This is a genomic window from Enterobacter sp. WI-ESBL-E8, from assembly GCF_053364895.1.
On sequence record NZ_JBRWXJ010000001.1, the window covers coordinates 4,805,769 to 4,822,687 of the forward strand.

The window sequence follows — 16,919 nt, forward strand, 5'->3', positions numbered from 1 at the left end:
TCAGCCGAAATAGCTCAGAAGGGTATTGATCACCGTACGCTGGTTAACTGGCGCGAGGTTGTAGAACAGCGGCAGGCGAAGCAAACGCTCACTTTCTTTGGTAGTGTAGCGATCTTCACCCGCAAACGTGCCAAACGCTTCTCCGGCCGGACTGGAGTGCAGCGGGATATAGTGGAACACCGCCATAATTTCGGCTTCTTTCAGCCAGGCGATCAGCTGGCTGCGGTCGTCGTTATCGCACAGCTTGATGTAGAACATGTGCGCATTATGGACGCAGTCTGCCGGGATGGTTGGCAGTTCAATACGCCCGGCTTTTGCCAGAGGCTCAAGCGCATCGTAATACGTTTGCCACAGGGAAAGACGCTGAAGGTTGATACGCTCCGCCGCTTCCAGCTGCGCCCACAGGTACGCTGCCTGCAGGTCCGCCATCAGATAGCTTGAGCCAATATCGCGCCAGGTGTACTTATCTACCTGGCCACGGAAGAACTGGCTGCGGTTGGTCCCTTTTTCGCGGATCACTTCCGCACGTTCAACCAGCGCGCGATCGTTAATCAGCGTCGCGCCGCCTTCTCCACCCGCGGTGTAGTTTTTGGTTTCGTGGAAGCTAAAGCAGCCGATATGGCCGATGGTACCCAGCGCGCGTCCCTTGTAGGTGGACATCACACCCTGCGCGGCATCTTCAACCACAAACAGGTTATGTTTTTTGGCGATCGCCATGATGGCGTCCATTTCACAGGCCACGCCCGCGTAGTGAACCGGTACAATCGCTCGCGTTTTGTCGGTGATCGCCGCTTCAATCAGCGTCTCATCAATGTTCATGGTATCCGGGCGGATATCCACAAAGACGATTTTTGCCCCGCGCAGGACAAACGCATTCGCTGTGGAGACGAAGGTATAGCTCGGCATAATCACTTCATCGCCGGGCTGGATATCCAGCAGCAGGGCCGCCATTTCCAGCGACGCCGTACAGGACGGAGTCAGCAGCACTTTGGCACTGTGAAAACGCTGCTCCATCCACTGCTGACAGCGACGGGTAAAACCGCCGTCACCGCAGAGCTTGCCGCTGCCCATGGCAGACTGCATATAGTCCAGTTCAGTTCCGACGACGGGTGGTGCGTTAAATGGAATCATCTTGTCACCTGTATAACCAGTAGGCGGTGGCGTCGATGTTGGCACCACTCGCAATATAACGTTTAAGCGCGGCGGTGTTGCCCACCTGGGTCGCCACCCGCAGCGTCACAAGCTGTTGCTGCTGCGCCCAGTGTAGCGCCGCCTGCATCAGTTTCTCGCCCATACCGCGCCCGGCTAATAAGCCAATACGCGCCTCGCGCTCGTTGAGCTTACGCAGCGAGACAAATCCCTGAATTTGACCGTCCGCAGCGCGAAAAACCAGGCAGACATGGTCGAACGTGCCTTTAACCGCATTTTCCACCCACTGGGCGTAGAAACGTCCACTATCGTCAGGTGCGTACCAGGGCGCGCGAAAGCGGCTCTGCGCAAATGCCTGAGCCGCCATCTGACGGAGCACGGGGATATCCTGTTCCGTTGCAATTTCCGCGCCGGACGCATCGTGCCGGGTAATAGTAATGGAAAGGTCTATCTCGCCTTCAACCAGCTGAAAACCGTGGTGCTGGAGCGCATCGAGCAGGTCAGCACGGTCCGCCGGGATCTTAACCTGCACCCGTTGCCAGGCGGTCAGCTCAGATTCAGTCAGTACCGGCGCATCATCGCGCAGGCGCACGATGGCCGACGGCAGGCCGAAAAAGGCACTCTCCCACTGCAGGGACTCGAGTACCCCATTCAGGCTGTTCAACGCCAGACGCCTTTGGTATCCACAATATACTGCTGACGAACGGCATCCCCGGACGTCGCTTTAAATTCTTTATGATCCACCAGCAGCACCAGCACATCTGCCGTCGCCAGCGCATCGTTCAGCGCCGTCAGCGTGCAGTGCCCCGCCAGTTTTGCCGGCAGTTCATGAATGTTTGGCTCGACCACCAGCGTTTCGCCCTTGTGCCACTCGGCAATCATCTCAGCAATTTCCATTGCAGGACTTTCGCGCAGGTCGTCAATGTTTGGTTTAAATGCCAGACCAAAGCAGGCAATTTTCAGCTCGCTGGCGCGCTTGCCGCTCTCCGCCAGACAATCCGCTAACGTGGCTTTTACCTGATTGAGCACCCAGTGAGGTTTGCTGTCGTTCACTTCACGCGCGGTGCGGATCAGACGAGCCTGCGCCGGATTTTGCGCCACGATAAACCACGGGTCGACGGCGATACAGTGCCCGCCCACGCCCGGGCCTGGCTGGAGAATGTTCACACGCGGATGGCGATTCGCCAGGCCGATCAGCTCCCAGACGTTAATCCCCTGATCGGCGCAGATCAGTGACAGTTCATTCGCGAAGGCGATATTGACGTCGCGGAAGCTGTTTTCCGTCAGCTTGCACATCTCAGCGGTGCGGGAGTTTGTCACCACGCATTCGCCTTCGAGGAAAATCTTGTACAGCGCGCTGGCACGTTCGGAACAGACTGGCGTCATGCCGCCAATGACGCGGTCGTTTTTAATCAGCTCGACCATAACCTGGCCCGGCAGCACGCGCTCCGGACAGTAGGCGATATTGATATCAGCCTGCCCGCCCGCCTGCTGCGGGAAGCGTAAATCAGGGCGCGCTTCGGCCAGCCACTGCGCCATCTGCTCGGTGGCACCGACGGGAGAGGTCGACTCCAGAATCACCAGCGCCCCTTTCTTCAGCACAGGTGCAATGGATTTCGCCGCCGCCTCGACGAAGGCCATGTCAGGCTCATGGTCGCCTTTAAAGGGCGTTGGAACGGCAATCAGGTACGCATCTGCTTCAACAGGCGTCGTGCTGGCACGCAGGAAGCCTCCTTCCACCGCCTCTTTCACCACACGGTCAAGATCGGGCTCCACAATATGAATTTCGCCACGGTTAATGGTTTCCACCGCGCGGGCGTTGATATCCACACCGACAACCTGTTTTTGACGAGAGGCAAACGCCGCCGCGGTGGGCAAGCCGATGTAGCCAAGACCAATGACAGAGATGGTAGTAAAACTCATAGCGATACTCGATTGTTTTTAAGTGCATGCAAAACACGGCCACAAGCCTGCCCGTCTCCGTAAGGATTATGGGCTCGGCTCATCACCTGATACGCTTCATCGTCGTGCAGGAGGCGCGTGACCTCTTCGACAATCAACTGTGTGTTGGTTCCGACCAGGCGCACGGTTCCCGCTTTGACGGCTTCCGGACGTTCGGTCGTTTCACGCATCACCAGTACCGGCTTACCGAGGGACGGCGCTTCTTCCTGAATTCCGCCGGAATCGGTGAGGATCAGCCAGGCATGGTTCATCAGCCAGACAAACGGCATGTAGTCCTGCGGTTCAATCAGCAGAACATTGTCGACATGGCCCAGAATGCGGTTAACCGGCTCGCTGACGTTAGGGTTGAGATGCACCGGATAGACAATCTGCACATCTTCATTCTGCGCGGCAATTTCAGCCAGCGCATGGCAGATTTGCTCAAAACCCCGGCCAAAGCTTTCGCGACGGTGGCCAGTGACCAGGATGGTTTTTTTGCCGTTGTGCAGGAATGGATAGCGGGCAGCGAGGTCTTGCTGAAGGGAGCTATTTGCCAGAACGCGGTCACGAACCCAAATTAACGCATCAATAACCGTATTGCCCGTCACAAAGATTTTGTTATCGGCGATATTTTCACGCAGCAGATTCTGACGCGAGTTTTCCGTGGGTGCAAAGTGGTACATCGCCAGATGCCCGGTGAGCGTGCGGTTGGCTTCTTCCGGCCACGGCGAGTAAAGGTTACCGGTGCGTAGTCCCGCCTCAACATGTCCAACGGGAATACGCTGATAAAACGCGGCCAGACTTGTCGCCACGGTGGTGGTGGTATCGCCGTGGACCAGCACCACGTCAGGCTTGAATGACTCCAGGATCGGCTTGAGCTCTTGCAGAATGCGGCAGGTGATCTCCGTCAACCCTTGCCCCGGCTTCATAATATTAAGATCGTAGTCCGGGACGATGGAAAAGAGCGTTAAGACCTGATCGAGCATCTCACGGTGTTGGGCAGTGACGCACACTTTCGCTTCAATATCAGGATCGCTGGCCAGCGCATGAACCAGAGGTGCCATCTTAATGGCCTCCGGCCTGGTGCCAAATACGGTAAGTACTTTCACATCGATTCTCTTCGATTAGGCGAGGAAGGCCGTAGCCTTCATCGTAGACGGCGTTCTTAGTTTGTGCGACGACGCGTTAACGCCACGCCAGCGCCCGTCAGTGCGCCTACAATCCCCCACATAATCATCAGGAATGCACGACGCGGACTATCGCGTTTTACAGGCTCTTCAGGCGTTCGCAAATAACGATAGGTCTGAAAACGCGGGTCCATCGTTGGGCCAACATTCAGGGTAGTGAGCATGGCGCGGTTTTGATCGTAGTCGAGGTCAAAATCGGGGCCAACGGCCTGAAGATTTTCCAGACGTGCCTGCAGCATAGGGCGCCCAAGAAGGAACATTTCAGAGTCAGGTAGCTCATCTGCCGGAACATCCGTCTCGCTGCGGGAAATATTGTGCTGTTCCGCGATTTTCAGCGCCTGCTCAATATTGTGTACACGGCGAGCGAAAATAGCTTTCGCTACCTCTTCCTGGCGTTTTACCTGCGCTTTCATCTGGATGGTACGGGCTGCCCAGGCCCCCTTAAGCTCTTCGTTAAGATGGCTTGCGGCACGCTGGCTGGCAAACGCAACATACTGGCGCAACAGGTTGTTGGCATCCGGCGCGGTTTCTGCAATTAGCTTGACGCTGTCATTCACGTTACGCAACGCATCGCCCGGCATAAACTGAATATTGTTAATCAGATCGTCCAACAGCGCGGCATCAACCTTGCTGTTACCCACCATGCGTTGCTTGTAATAATCCGTCTGGGACCAGAAGTCGCGACGCGTGTCCCAGGAGGCCAGTTGCATCACAAATTCTTTATAGGCTTCATCCATAACGGAAGCCTGATCGGGGGTCGCCAGATTCGCCTTGATATCCAGATTACGCAGGAACTGCTGCTGGGAATAAAACCCGCCTAGCATGTTAACCGTTGGTCGGTCTGTAATTGCCGTGGCACTCCATTCCTGTTTTGCAAAGAAGGTGTAGGCCAGCGCTAACAGTGCAAACCCAAGCGCGATCCCCGCAATCCAAAGTTTGCCTGCCCATAACACGCGAAACAAACCCCGAATATCCAGTTCATTCTCAGTTACCACTGATTTCGCTCCCGCCAACGGTTGAGTCATCATAGTCCCGGTTTTACTTAGTTAATGTTGTATTTTTGTCATTATTACGACGCATCCTGCGTTTCAGACGTTTAATGAATCGCGCTACTTTCCATGCGCGCTTAATGCAATAGCCGTACAGGAAAAATGCTAGCAAGAATAATACCAACATTACCCATTCAGGAATAAAATGGGCATATTCTGCAGCGACGCCAATAGCAGCGAGAATAGCAGCGGCCAGGGTGATCAGAACAAACGCCTGACGAGAAGTGAACCCCGCGCGCATGATGAGATGATGAATATGCTGACGATCGGGAGAGAAAGGACTCATCCCTTTTCGCAGACGGCGATACATAATCGCCACCATATCCATTAACGGAATGGCAATGATCCATAATGCTGTGACGGGACTGATCGGGTGAGTTTTACCCTGTGTGGTTTCGAGCAAAATCCAGATCACGGTAAAACCGATCAACGTACTGCCCGCGTCACCCATGAAGACTTTATAGCGACGCCCCAGCGCACCGAGGTTTAAGAGGATATAAGGCAGGATCGCGGCAATCATGGCGAAACACCACATTGCCAGGCTGTACTGACCATCAAACCACAAAATAATGCCGATTGCGGCGAACGAGACGGAAGACAATCCACCAAGCAGGCCGTCAATACCGTCCACCATGTTGAAAGCATTGATTGCCGCCCAGACGGCAAAGAGCGTCAGGAAGAAGCCAAATGGCCCCAGGACTAACTCCCAGGGACCAAACACATAGCCCAGGCTTCTCAGATACAGGCCGCCCACAAGCATCATCACTACGCCAATTGCCGCCTGAACGGTGGCGCGTATTTTTACCGCGATATCGAATCGGTCATCAAGTGCCCCTACGAGTACGAGGACACCCGCACAGGCAAGATAAAGGGCTGCGTGTGGGATATAATAATCCGCAATACCAAACGTGAAACAGATACCAGCGTAAACAGAAATCCCTCCAACCAGAGGAATAAGTCCCTGATGACGTTTACGAAAATTAGGTTTATCCACCAGCCCTATTCGTTTTGCCACCTTGCGCGCGATGAACAAAAAACAGGTTGTGAATAAAAAAATACTGATTAGCTCAGTCACAACGGTGAGTAGATTCACAATGGATTGCTCTCAACAAATGTTAGTCCCGGAAGTATAACCATGAAGCCACCGCCTCAGAAGTAATAAAGGTGGCTTCTCACAACTCCCTTTGTATATTTTTCAATCAATTATTTCTTTGACTGTATAAACGACCCTATTGTCGCACCGACCGGTCAAAATTGGGAGTAGGTGGTACTAGCGTATAGTCCATAAAAGAAAAACGCCACGTAAAAACGTGGCGTTCACTGGCTTTATTTGCGTTACGAGCGTTTCATCATGTCGAAGAAATCGTCGTTTGTTTTGGTCATCGCCAGTTTGTTAATGAGGAACTCCATCGCGTCAATTTCACCCATTGGATGGATGATTTTGCGCAGGATCCACATTTTCTGCAGCTCTTCCTGTGTGGTGAGCAGCTCTTCTTTACGGGTACCGGAACGGTTGTAGTCGATTGCCGGGAAGACGCGTTTCTCAGCAATTTTACGAGAGAGATGCAGTTCCATGTTGCCTGTACCTTTAAACTCTTCGTAAATGACTTCGTCCATTTTGGAACCGGTATCGATCAGCGCCGTCGCGATGATGGTCAGGCTGCCGCCCTCTTCCACGTTACGTGCCGCACCGAAGAAGCGTTTCGGACGATGCAGGGCGTTAGCATCCACACCACCGGTCAGCACTTTACCAGAAGCCGGGACAACGGTGTTGTAGGCACGCGCCAGACGCGTAATGGAGTCGAGCAGGATGATCACGTCTTTCTTGTGCTCAACCAGGCGTTTTGCCTTCTCGATAACCATTTCTGCTACCTGAACGTGGCGTGATGCCGGTTCATCAAAGGTAGAAGCGACAACTTCACCTTTAACCAGACGCTGCATCTCGGTCACTTCTTCCGGACGTTCGTCAATCAGCAGCACCATCAGCACGCAGTCTGGGTGGTTGTAGGCGATGCTCTGCGCAATGTTCTGCAGCAGCATGGTTTTACCCGCTTTTGGCGGCGCTACAATCAGACCACGCTGACCACGACCAATTGGAGAAGCCAGATCCAGAACGCGAGCGGTTAAGTCTTCGGTAGAACCGTTACCACGCTCCATGCGCAGACGAGAGTTTGCGTGCAGTGGCGTCAAGTTCTCGAACAGGATCTTATTGCGCGAATTTTCCGGTTTGTCGTAGTTAACTTCGTTAACTTTCAACAGCGCAAAGTAGCGTTCACCCTCTTTAGGAGGACGAATCTTACCTGAAATGGTGTCACCAGTGCGGAGGTTGAAACGGCGGATTTGGCTGGGGGATACGTAGATGTCGTCAGGGCCGGCGAGGTAGGAGCTGTCTGCAGAGCGGAGGAAACCAAATCCGTCTTGCAATATCTCCAGCACACCGTCGCCAAAGATATCTTCGCCACTCTTAGCGTGCTGCTTCAGGATGGCGAAAATGATGTCCTGCTTGCGCATACGAGCCTGGTTTTCCAGCCCCATATTTTCGCCGAGAGTGATCAGCTCAGAAACCGGCGTATTCTTTAATTCGGTAAGATTCATAATGGTGTGGGTTCTTAAACTCGGGGTGATTCTCGAACTTAATGTTGTGAATGGTATGGCAGGGTCATCCATGCCTGTTTAGCGGCCATCACCTCATGTCTGTTCGCTGTCTGGTCACAGGGAAAGAACGCAGAACTGAAACGACAAGACGGATTGAGTGACAAGCCCGGAATTTAGCCACTTCACGCACTGTTTATGTCAACAACGGGAAGTATCGGGTAAAACAAGATTCAAACAACAAGATATGTTTAAAACGAAGTCATAGCTAACTTAGCACGACTTCAGCCGGGCGTCCAGAGTTCCACATCATTTAGCCAGATGCTCTGGACGCACAGCGGAGAAACCTTACGCCAGGTTAGCGTCCAGGAACTCTTTCAGTTGACCTTTGGACAGCGCGCCCACTTTGGTCGCCGCCACTTCGCCGTTTTTGAACAGCAGCAGGGTCGGGATGCCGCGGATACCGTATTTTGGCGCGGTGCCCGGGTTCTGGTCGATGTTCAGCTTGGCAACGGTCAGTTTGCCCTGATATTCGTCGGCGATCTCATCCAGAATCGGGGCGATCATTTTGCAAGGACCACACCATTCAGCCCAGAAATCGACGAGGATCAGCCCGTCAGCCTTAAGTACGTCCGTGTCAAAACTGTCGTCAGTCAGGTGAATAATTTTATCGCTCATATATAACTCCACAGGAATAAGCCTGGTACGTTGGTTTTGTCTCCACCAACGACGTGTTGATGTCGCATTAACCAACTAAAGGTTGACTTTATTTCACCGGATACGCTTTCGTAAAGCAATAGTAAGCTGATATTCTACCACACTATGAGCAAAACACATTTAACAGAACAGAAGTTTTCCGACTTCGCCCTGCACGCAAAGGTAATCGAAGCCCTTGAAAATAAAGGGTTTCATAACTGCACGCCCATTCAGGCCCTCGCGCTGCCGCTGACGCTGGCCGGTCGCGATGTTGCCGGGCAGGCGCAAACCGGTACCGGCAAAACGATGGCGTTTTTGACGTCAACGTTTCATTATTTACTTTCTCACCCAGCGATTGCAGACCGCAAAGTTAACCAGCCGCGCGCGCTAATTATGGCCCCGACGCGAGAACTGGCGGTACAGATCCACGCAGACGCTGAACCCCTGGCGCAGGCTACCGGCCTGAAGCTTGGCCTGGCCTATGGCGGCGATGGCTACGATAAGCAGCTGAAAGTGCTGGAAAGCGGTGTGGATATCCTGATCGGTACCACCGGCCGTCTTATTGATTACGCCAAACAGAACCACATTAACCTCGGCGCAATCCAGGTTGTGGTGCTTGATGAAGCTGACCGCATGTACGATCTGGGCTTCATTAAAGACATCCGCTGGCTGTTCCGCCGTATGCCTCCGGCTAATCAGCGTCTGAATATGCTGTTCTCTGCAACCCTCTCGTACCGCGTTCGCGAACTGGCGTTCGAACAGATGAACAACGCCGAATATGTAGAAGTGGAACCTGAGCAGAAAACGGGTCACCGCATTAAAGAAGAGCTCTTCTATCCTTCTAATGAAGAGAAAATGCGTCTGCTGCAAACGCTGATTGAAGAAGAGTGGCCAGACCGCGCCATTATCTTCGCAAACACCAAACACCGTTGTGAAGACATCTGGGGCCATCTGGCTGCAGACGGTCACCGTGTTGGCCTGTTGACCGGCGACGTGGCGCAGAAAAAACGCCTGCGTATTCTCGAAGAGTTCACCCGTGGCGATCTCGATATTCTGGTCGCAACCGACGTGGCAGCACGTGGTTTGCACATTCCAGCCGTGACGCATGTGTTTAACTATGACCTGCCAGACGACTGCGAAGACTATGTACACCGTATCGGTCGTACCGGTCGTGCGGGCGCAAGCGGTCACTCTATTAGCCTTGCGTGTGAAGAGTATGCGCTGAATCTTCCAGCCATTGAGACTTACATCGGTCACTCTATTCCGCAGAGCAAATACAACCCGGAAGCGCTGTTAAGCGAACTGCCGCCGCCTAAGCGTCTTACCCGCCCACGCTCCGGCAATGGTCCGCGTCGTTCAGGCGGCGCACCGCGTAATCGTCGTCGTTCAGGTTAAGAAAATATGCTCAGCTCCACCTCGCTTTATGCAGCAATCGATCTCGGTTCGAATAGTTTTCATATGCTGGTTGTGCGCGAGGTGGCAGGAAGCATACAAACGCTGACGCGCATTAAGCGCAAGGTCCGCCTCGCGGCGGGCCTGAGCAGCGACAATTACCTCTCACCTGAAGCCATGGAACGTGGCTGGCAGTGCCTGCGACTCTTTGCTGAGCGTCTGCAGGATATCCCTCATGCCCAAATCACCGTCGTCGCCACCGCGACGCTCCGACTGGCGGTCAACGCCGTAGATTTCATTGCCAGAGCGCAGGAAATTCTGGGCTGTCCGGTTCAGGTTATCAGCGGTGAAGAAGAAGCTCGCCTGATTTATCAGGGCGTGGCGCACACCACGGGGGGTGACGATCGCCGCCTGGTCGTGGATATCGGCGGTGCCAGCACAGAACTGGTTACCGGCACCGGCGCGCAGGCGACGTCGCTATTCAGCCTCTCGATGGGCTGCGTGACCTGGCTTGAGCGCTACTTTGCTGACCGAAATCTGGGTAAAGAGAACTTCGACGAGGCAGAAAATGCCGCGCGCGAGGTGTTACGTCCCGTCATGGATGAACTGCGCTATCACGGCTGGAAAGTCTGCGTGGGCGCGTCGGGGACCGTGCAGGCCCTGCAGGAAATCATGATGGCGCAGGGAATGGACGAGCGGATTACGCTTGCCAAACTTCAGCAGCTTAAACAGCGCGCCATTCAGTGCGGACGGCTGGAAGAGCTTGAAATTGAAGGTCTGACGCTTGAACGCGCGCTGGTCTTCCCGAGCGGGCTGGCCATTCTGATTGCGATTTTCACCGAGCTCAACATTACCTGTATGACGCTGGCTGGCGGCGCGCTGCGCGAAGGCCTGGTCTATGGGATGTTGCATCTGTCGGTCGATCAAGACATTCGCAGCCGCACCCTGCGCAACGTGCAGCGCCGCTTTCTGGTTGATATCGAGCAGGCCGGACGCGTGGCGCAGCTGGCGTCACGCTTCGCCGATCAGGTCGCTAACGTCTGGAATCTCGACCATCTGAGCCGCGATTTGTTGCTGAGCGCCTGTGCGCTACACGAAGTGGGATTAAGCATAGATTTTAAGCAGGCCCCTGCTCACGCAGCGTATCTGGTGCGTAATCTTGATTTACCGGGCTATACGCCCGCGCAGAAAAAATTGCTGGCAACGCTGCTGCTGAACCAGACCAATGCCGTTGATCTCTCCTCTTTGCATCAGCAAAACGCCGTACCGCCGCGCGTGGCCGAGCACATGTGCCGCCTGCTGCGCCTGGCCATCCTGTTTGCCAGCCGTCGTCGCGATGATTTGCTCCCTGCTATCAGCCTGGTTGCCGATGACGAAAAACTGTCTCTGACGCTGCCGGAACACTGGATTGAACATCACCCGCTTGGGGCAGAGATGATCGAGCAGGAGTGCCAGTGGCAAAGCTATGTGCACTGGGTGTTAGAAGTAAAGTAAGATAGTGAAAAATGCCGGGTGGCGCTGCGCTTACCCGGCCTACAAGTCCCTCCGGACTTATCCTTTCTCTTTGGCTTTTGCCAGCATGGCGCGAATATTCGCCACGTTAGCCTGCCCCTTGTGCATACGCTCTTCAGCGGTAATCACTTTGCGCTCCTGTTCCCAGATCAGGTCATCCTGCGGCAGTTCCAGCAGGAAACGGCTCGGCTCCGGGCGCACCAGTTCACCGTACTGACGGCGCTCTTTACACAGCGTGAACGTCAGCTCTTTCTGCGCCCGGGTGATCCCCACATAGGCCAGACGGCGCTCCTCGTCGACGTTGTCTTCATCAATGCTGCTCTGGTGCGGTAATAATCCCTCTTCCATGCCGACCAGATACACATACGGGAATTCCAGACCTTTGGACGCATGCAGCGTCATCAGCTGAACCTGATCGGCCTCTTCTTCGCTCTCGCCGCGCTCCATCATATCGCGCAGGGTAAAGCGGGTGACCACCTGCGTCAGGGTCATGGGCTCGTCGATTTCAGAACCTTCCAGCATTTCAGTCATCCAGCTAAAGAGCTGGTTAACGTTTTTCATGCGCATCTCAGCCGCTTTAGGGCTGGCCGAGGTTTCGTATAGCCACGACTCGTAGTCGATGCCGTGGATCAGATCCCGTACGGCGGCAATCGGTTCGCGCTCTGCCAGCCGCTGCACTTCGCCAAGCCAGTGGGTGAATCGCGTTAACGAATCATATCCGCGTCCGCTTAAGGTCTGGCTCAGCCCCATGTCGAAGCTGGCGGTGAACAAGCTTTTGTTACGCGTCATTGCCCATTCCCCGAGCTTTTGCAGCGTCGCCGGGCCAATCTCACGTTTTGGCGTATTCACAATGCGCAGAAACGCGCTGTCGTCGTCCGGGTTAGTGAGTACGCGCAGATAGGCCAGCAGGTCTTTGATTTCAGGCCGAGAGAAGAACGAGGTGCCGCCGGAAATTTTGTACGGAATGCGGTTCTGCATCAGCATCTTTTCAAAGACGCGCGACTGGTGATTACCGCGATAGAGGATCGCGTAATCCTTATATTCGGTTTTATTGACGAAGTGGTGAGCAATAAGTTCGCCCGTGACGCGCTCCGCTTCATGCTCTTCATTGTTGGCGCTGAGGACTTTCAGCTCCGTCCCGTAACCCAGCTCGGAGAACAGGCGCTTCTCAAACACGTGCGGGTTGTTGGCGATCAGGATATTTGCCGCCTTCAGGATGCGCCCCGATGAGCGGTAGTTCTGCTCGAGCTTAATCACCTGCAGCGCCGGAAAATCTTTGCTCAGCAGTACCAGGTTTTGCGGGCGCGCGCCGCGCCAGGAGTAAATTGACTGGTCGTCATCGCCAACCACGGTGAAACGCGCGCGCTGCCCCACCAGCAGCTTCACCAGCTCGTACTGGCTGGTGTTGGTATCCTGATATTCATCCACCAGCAGGTAGCGGATTTTATTCTGCCAGCGCTCGCGCACCTCTTCATTGCGCTGCAGCAGCAGCGTGGGCAGCAGGATCAGGTCGTCAAAGTCCAGCACGTTACACGCTTTCATATGCGCATCGTACAGACCATAGCAGTGGGCGAAGATCCGATCCCGTTCGCCTTTGGCGATCGCCGCGGCCTGGGCCGGCGTCATCAGATCGTTTTTCCAGTTGGAGATCGTCGAGATCAGCTGCTGCAATAGCACCTTATCGTCTTCGATCAGTCCCTCGGTGAGCTCTTTGAGCAGCGCCACCTGGTCGGTGTCATCGAAGAGCGAGAAGTTGGACTTCATTCCCAGGGCCGCATATTCGCGTTTGATAATATCCAGCCCCAGCGTGTGGAAAGTTGAGATCATCAGGCCGCGCGCCTCTTTACGCCCCAGCGTCTGGCCGACACGCTCTTTCATCTCACGCGCCGCTTTATTGGTAAAGGTCACTGCCGCAATGTGCCGGGCCTGATAGCCACAGCCGCGGATCAGGTGCGCAATTTTGTTGGTGATTACGCGGGTTTTACCCGAACCGGCCCCTGCCAGCACCAGGCATGGTCCAGTAACGAATTCGACCGCTTGTTGTTGTCCAGGGTTTAAACGCATGGGAATGTTGCTCAATCTTCGAACGGGGTGTGGATTGTAGCAGAAAGCCGGACGCAGATTTACCGGCTAATGATAAAGTGGAGAAATCGCGATTAACCCGTAGAGCAGAACCATGAAAAAGACCGCAGCAGCCCTGCATATTCTGGTAAAAGAAGAGAAACTGGCTCAGGAGATCCTGACCAAGCTCGAACGCGGCATCAGCTTTGATCATCTGGCAAAGCGTTATTCTAAATGCCCGTCCGGGCGCAATGGAGGGGATCTCGGAGAATTTCAACAAGGTGCGATGGTCGGCCCGTTCGATCAGGCGGTCTTTAGCTGCCCTCTGCTGAAGCCCTACGGCCCGGTAAAAACCAAATTTGGCTACCATATCATTAAGGTGCTTTATCGCCGCTGACGCGTGATATATTGCGCCCCAATTTATTTCAACCTATTCAAGGTACGATCATGGCAAAAACAGCAGCAGCAGTGCATATCCTCGTTAAAGAAGAGAAACTGGCTTTAGATCTTCTGGAGCAGATTAAAAACGGTGCCGACTTCGGTAAGCTGGCGAAGAAGCACTCCATCTGCCCGTCAGGCAAACGCGGCGGTGACCTGGGTGAATTCCGCCAGGGCCAGATGGTTCCGGCGTTCGATAAAGTGGTGTTCTCCTGCCCGGTACTGGAGCCAACCGGCCCGCTGCATACCCAGTTCGGATACCATATTATCAAAGTGCTGTATCGCAAATAAAAAAGCCGGGTGGCGGCTGCGCCTTACCCGGCCTACATCTTACGGTTTTGTAGGTCGGGTAAGCGAAGCGCCACCCGACAAGGTTGTTAACCCGCTACTGCAATACGCTTCATATCGGTCATGTAACCGCGCAGTTTGTGACCCACTTTCTCGATCTGGTGGCCGCGAATTGCTTCGTTCACATCGCGCAGCTGCGCGTTATCCACGGCACCTTCCGCAATTGCCTTGCCCAGATCGCCGGTCTGCAGGGTGGTCATAAACTCTTTCAGCAGCGGTACGCAGGCGTAAGAGAACAGGTAGTTACCGTATTCTGCGGTATCAGAGATAACCACGTTCATTTCATACAGACGCTTACGGGCGATGGTGTTCGCGATCAGCGGCAGCTCGTGCAGCGATTCATAGTACGCAGATTCTTCGATGATGCCGGAATCCACCATGGTTTCGAACGCCAGCTCAACGCCTGCTTTCACCATCGCGATCATCAGTACGCCTTTATCGAAGTACTCCTGCTCGCCGATTTTACCTTCGTACTGCGGTGCGGTTTCGAACGCGGTTTTACCGGTCTCTTCACGCCAGGTCAGCAGTTTCTTATCGTCGTTAGCCCAGTCAGCCATCATGCCGGAAGAGAACTCGCCGGAGATAATGTCGTCCATGTGTTTCTGGAACAGCGGCGCCATGATGGTTTTCAGCTGTTCGGACAGCGCGTAAGCACGCAGTTTCGCCGGGTTGGACAGACGGTCCATCATCAGGGTGATGCCGCCCTGCTTCAGCGCTTCGGTGATGGTTTCCCAGCCGAACTGAATCAGTTTTTCCGCATAGGCCGGGTCGGTACCTTCTGCCACCAGCTTGTCGAAGCACAGCAGAGAGCCCGCCTGCAGCATGCCGCACAGAATGGTTTGCTCGCCCATCAGGTCAGATTTCACTTCGGCAACGAAGGAAGATTCCAGTACACCCGCACGGTGGCCGCCGGTCGCCGCTGCCCATGCTTTGGCAATGGCCATACCTTCGCCTTTCGGATCATTTTCCGGGTGAACGGCGATCAGGGTCGGAACGCCGAAGCCACGCTTGTACTCTTCACGCACTTCCGTACCCGGACATTTCGGTGCCACCATCACTACGGTGATGTCTTTACGGATCTGCTCGCCCACTTCAACGATGTTGAAGCCGTGGGAGTAACCCAGCGCCGCGCCGTCTTTCATCAACGGCTGTACGGAACGCACAACGTCAGAGTGCTGTTTGTCTGGCGTCAGGTTAACCACCAGATCCGCCTGCGGGATCAGCTCTTCGTAGGTGCCCACTTTGAAGCCGTTTTCGGTCGCTTTACGCCAGGAGGCACGCTTCTCAGCAATCGCTTCTTTGCGCAGAGCGTAGGAGATATCCAGACCGGAGTCACGAATGTTCAGGCCCTGGTTCAGACCCTGTGCGCCACAGCCGACGATGACCACTTTTTTACCCTGAAGGTAGCTCGCGCCATCGGCAAATTCGTCGCGCGCCATGAAGCGGCATTTGCCCAGCTGCGCCAGCTGCTGGCGCAAGTTCAGTGTATTAAAGTAGTTAGCCATGGGTGATACCTCGTGATGTTGTGTGTCTTATTGTTCGGTTCGCGTTTCAGCGAGAATGTACCCACATTACAACAGGAAATTTATTGCGGAAATTGATATATTCACAACGTCATATTGCAATTTTTGCAATGTAAAAAGAGGGAGTGGAGTCGGTGGATTTACGCGATCTGAAAATGTTCCTGCACCTGGCGGAAAGCCGCCATTTTGGCCGCAGCGCCCGGGCGATGCACGTGAGTCCTTCCACGCTTTCACGCCAGATCCAGCGCCTTGAGGAAGACCTCGGCCAGCCGCTGTTCGTGCGTGATAACCGCACCGTTACGCTCACGGAAGCGGGGGAAGAACTGCGCATTTTTGCCCAGCAGACGTTGCTGCAGTATCAGCAGCTGCGGCACTCTATCGATCAGCAGGGGCCATCACTCTCCGGTGAACTGCATATTTTCTGCTCCGTGACCGCCGCCTATAGCCATCTGCCGCCCATTCTTGACCGCTTCCGCGCGGCACACCCGTCGGTTGAAATTAAACTCACCACCGGCGATGCCGCCGACGCAATGGAAAAAGTGGTCACGGGCGAGGCGGATCTCGCCATTGCCGGGAAACCCGAAACTCTGCCGGGCGCAGTGGCGTTCTCCATGCTGGAGAATCTGGCGGTGGTGCTGATCGCGCCGGCCCTGCCCTGCCCGGTGCGTAATCAGGTATCGGTGGAAAAGCCGGACTGGTCGGCGGTGCCGTTTATCATGGCCGATCAGGGACCGGTACGTCGACGCATCGAGCTGTGGTTCCGTCGGCAGAAAATCAGCAACCCGTCGATTTACGCCACGGTCAGCGGCCATGAGGCGATGGTGTCGATGGTGGCGCTCGGCTGCGGCGTGGCGCTGCTGCCGGAAGTGGTGCTGGAAAACAGCCCGGAGCCGGTGCGCAATCGCGTGATGATTCTCGATCGCAGCGACGAGAAGACGCCGTTCGAACTTGGCGTATGCGCACAAAAAAAGCGGCTGCATGAGCCGCTTATTGATGCGTTCTGGAAGATATTGCCGAACCATTAAAGCCGA

The 16,919-nt window shown here is 54.8% G+C and carries 15 protein-coding genes; 5 read left to right on the forward strand and 10 right to left on the reverse strand.

All coding sequences use genetic code 11. From position 1 onward, the window contains the following. From rffA to trxA, 8 genes are all read right to left on the reverse strand, one after another. A complete protein-coding gene (rffA, locus tag ACWHWP_RS22940) occupies window positions 1–1,131 on the reverse strand; it encodes a dTDP-4-amino-4,6-dideoxygalactose transaminase (protein WP_059311522.1) in 1,131 nt (376 codons plus the stop codon). 4 nt (window positions 1,132–1,135) lie between these two features. Continuing rightward, window positions 1,136–1,813, reverse strand: coding sequence for a dTDP-4-amino-4,6-dideoxy-D-galactose acyltransferase (gene rffC / locus ACWHWP_RS22945; RefSeq protein WP_447856511.1), 678 nt, complete (start codon window positions 1,811–1,813; stop codon window positions 1,136–1,138). Next, on the reverse strand, window positions 1,810–3,072 hold the full coding sequence (gene wecC / locus ACWHWP_RS22950; protein WP_447856513.1) for a UDP-N-acetyl-D-mannosamine dehydrogenase: 1,263 nt from the start codon (window positions 3,070–3,072) through the stop codon (window positions 1,810–1,812). The genes rffC and wecC overlap by 4 nt, the downstream gene beginning before the upstream one ends. Beyond that, window positions 3,069–4,199 (reverse strand): non-hydrolyzing UDP-N-acetylglucosamine 2-epimerase, encoded by a 1,131-nt coding sequence (wecB, locus tag ACWHWP_RS22955; protein ID WP_447856515.1) that lies wholly within the window; start codon window positions 4,197–4,199, stop codon window positions 3,069–3,071. The genes wecC and wecB overlap by 4 nt, the downstream gene beginning before the upstream one ends. 56 nt (window positions 4,200–4,255) lie before the next feature. Then, window positions 4,256–5,302 carry an ECA polysaccharide chain length modulation protein gene (gene wzzE, locus ACWHWP_RS22960; RefSeq protein ID WP_047345475.1) on the reverse strand — a complete coding sequence of 349 codons (1,047 nt, stop codon included), beginning with the start codon at window positions 5,300–5,302 and terminating at the stop codon, window positions 4,256–4,258. A gap of 13 nt (window positions 5,303–5,315) precedes the next feature. Continuing rightward, the gene (wecA, locus tag ACWHWP_RS22965) at window positions 5,316–6,419 is read right to left on the reverse strand and encodes a UDP-N-acetylglucosamine--undecaprenyl-phosphate N-acetylglucosaminephosphotransferase (RefSeq protein ID WP_047345476.1); all 1,104 of its coding nucleotides are present in this window, start codon (window positions 6,417–6,419) and stop codon (window positions 5,316–5,318) included. 242 nt (window positions 6,420–6,661) lie between these two features. Beyond that, on the reverse strand, window positions 6,662–7,921 hold the full coding sequence (rho, locus tag ACWHWP_RS22970) for a transcription termination factor Rho (protein ID WP_001054528.1): 1,260 nt from the start codon (window positions 7,919–7,921) through the stop codon (window positions 6,662–6,664). A 345-nt stretch (window positions 7,922–8,266) separates the two neighbouring features. Further along, a complete protein-coding gene (trxA, locus tag ACWHWP_RS22975; RefSeq protein WP_006179218.1) occupies window positions 8,267–8,596 on the reverse strand; it encodes a thioredoxin TrxA in 330 nt (109 codons plus the stop codon). 144 nt (window positions 8,597–8,740) lie between these two features. Here trxA and rhlB point away from each other — a divergent pair, with 144 nt between their 5' ends. After that, window positions 8,741–10,009 carry an ATP-dependent RNA helicase RhlB gene (rhlB, locus tag ACWHWP_RS22980; protein ID WP_047345477.1) on the forward strand — a complete coding sequence of 423 codons (1,269 nt, stop codon included), beginning with the start codon at window positions 8,741–8,743 and terminating at the stop codon, window positions 10,007–10,009. 6 nt (window positions 10,010–10,015) lie between these two features. Next, window positions 10,016–11,500 carry a guanosine-5'-triphosphate,3'-diphosphate diphosphatase gene (gppA, locus tag ACWHWP_RS22985; protein ID WP_447856518.1) on the forward strand — a complete coding sequence of 495 codons (1,485 nt, stop codon included), beginning with the start codon at window positions 10,016–10,018 and terminating at the stop codon, window positions 11,498–11,500. A gap of 57 nt (window positions 11,501–11,557) precedes the next feature. On the opposite strand, the gene rep is transcribed toward gppA, so the two are convergent. Next, window positions 11,558–13,582, reverse strand: a complete 2,025-nt coding sequence (gene rep / locus ACWHWP_RS22990) for a DNA helicase Rep (RefSeq protein WP_264440326.1) — start codon at window positions 13,580–13,582, stop codon at window positions 11,558–11,560. Window positions 13,583–13,694: 112 nt separating this feature from the next. On the opposite strand from rep, the gene ppiC (ACWHWP_RS22995) reads away from it, so the two are divergent. Together ppiC (ACWHWP_RS22995) and ppiC (ACWHWP_RS23000) are read left to right on the forward strand one after the other, a co-directional pair. Beyond that, window positions 13,695–13,976, forward strand: coding sequence for a peptidylprolyl isomerase PpiC (gene ppiC, locus ACWHWP_RS22995; RefSeq protein WP_059311514.1), 282 nt, complete (start codon window positions 13,695–13,697; stop codon window positions 13,974–13,976). A gap of 50 nt (window positions 13,977–14,026) precedes the next feature. After that, window positions 14,027–14,308: a peptidylprolyl isomerase PpiC gene (gene ppiC / locus ACWHWP_RS23000; RefSeq protein ID WP_023309650.1), complete on the forward strand. Its 282-nt coding sequence runs from the start codon at window positions 14,027–14,029 to the stop codon at window positions 14,306–14,308. Window positions 14,309–14,394: 86 nt separating this feature from the next. On the opposite strand, the gene ilvC is transcribed toward ppiC (ACWHWP_RS23000), so the two are convergent. Next, on the reverse strand, window positions 14,395–15,870 hold the full coding sequence (gene ilvC / locus ACWHWP_RS23005) for a ketol-acid reductoisomerase (RefSeq protein ID WP_447856521.1): 1,476 nt from the start codon (window positions 15,868–15,870) through the stop codon (window positions 14,395–14,397). A 152-nt stretch (window positions 15,871–16,022) separates the two neighbouring features. On the opposite strand from ilvC, the gene ilvY reads away from it, so the two are divergent. Further along, window positions 16,023–16,913, forward strand: a complete 891-nt coding sequence (ilvY, locus tag ACWHWP_RS23010; protein ID WP_063958136.1) for an HTH-type transcriptional activator IlvY — start codon at window positions 16,023–16,025, stop codon at window positions 16,911–16,913. The last annotated feature ends 6 nt before the right edge of the window (window positions 16,914–16,919 follow it).

Bases quoted from the DNA above. Each gene is read 5' to 3' on its own strand.
- rffA (WP_059311522.1), bottom strand. From the start codon at position 1,131: ATGATTCCATTTAACGCACCACCCGTCGTCGGAACTGAACTGGACTAT.
- wecC (WP_447856513.1), bottom strand. From the start codon at position 3,072: ATGAGTTTTACTACCATCTCTGTCATTGGTCTTGGCTACATCGGCTTG.
- wzzE (WP_047345475.1), bottom strand. From the start codon at position 5,302: ATGACTCAACCGTTGGCGGGAGCGAAATCAGTGGTAACTGAGAATGAA.
- rho (WP_001054528.1), bottom strand. From the start codon at position 7,921: ATGAATCTTACCGAATTAAAGAATACGCCGGTTTCTGAGCTGATCACT.
- trxA (WP_006179218.1), bottom strand. From the start codon at position 8,596: ATGAGCGATAAAATTATTCACCTGACTGACGACAGTTTTGACACGGAC.
- rhlB (WP_047345477.1), top strand. From the start codon at position 8,741: ATGAGCAAAACACATTTAACAGAACAGAAGTTTTCCGACTTCGCCCTG.
- gppA (WP_447856518.1), top strand. From the start codon at position 10,016: ATGCTCAGCTCCACCTCGCTTTATGCAGCAATCGATCTCGGTTCGAAT.
- rep (WP_264440326.1), bottom strand. From the start codon at position 13,582: ATGCGTTTAAACCCTGGACAACAACAAGCGGTCGAATTCGTTACTGGA.
- ppiC (WP_059311514.1), top strand. From the start codon at position 13,695: ATGAAAAAGACCGCAGCAGCCCTGCATATTCTGGTAAAAGAAGAGAAA.
- ppiC (WP_023309650.1), top strand. From the start codon at position 14,027: ATGGCAAAAACAGCAGCAGCAGTGCATATCCTCGTTAAAGAAGAGAAA.
- ilvC (WP_447856521.1), bottom strand. From the start codon at position 15,870: ATGGCTAACTACTTTAATACACTGAACTTGCGCCAGCAGCTGGCGCAG.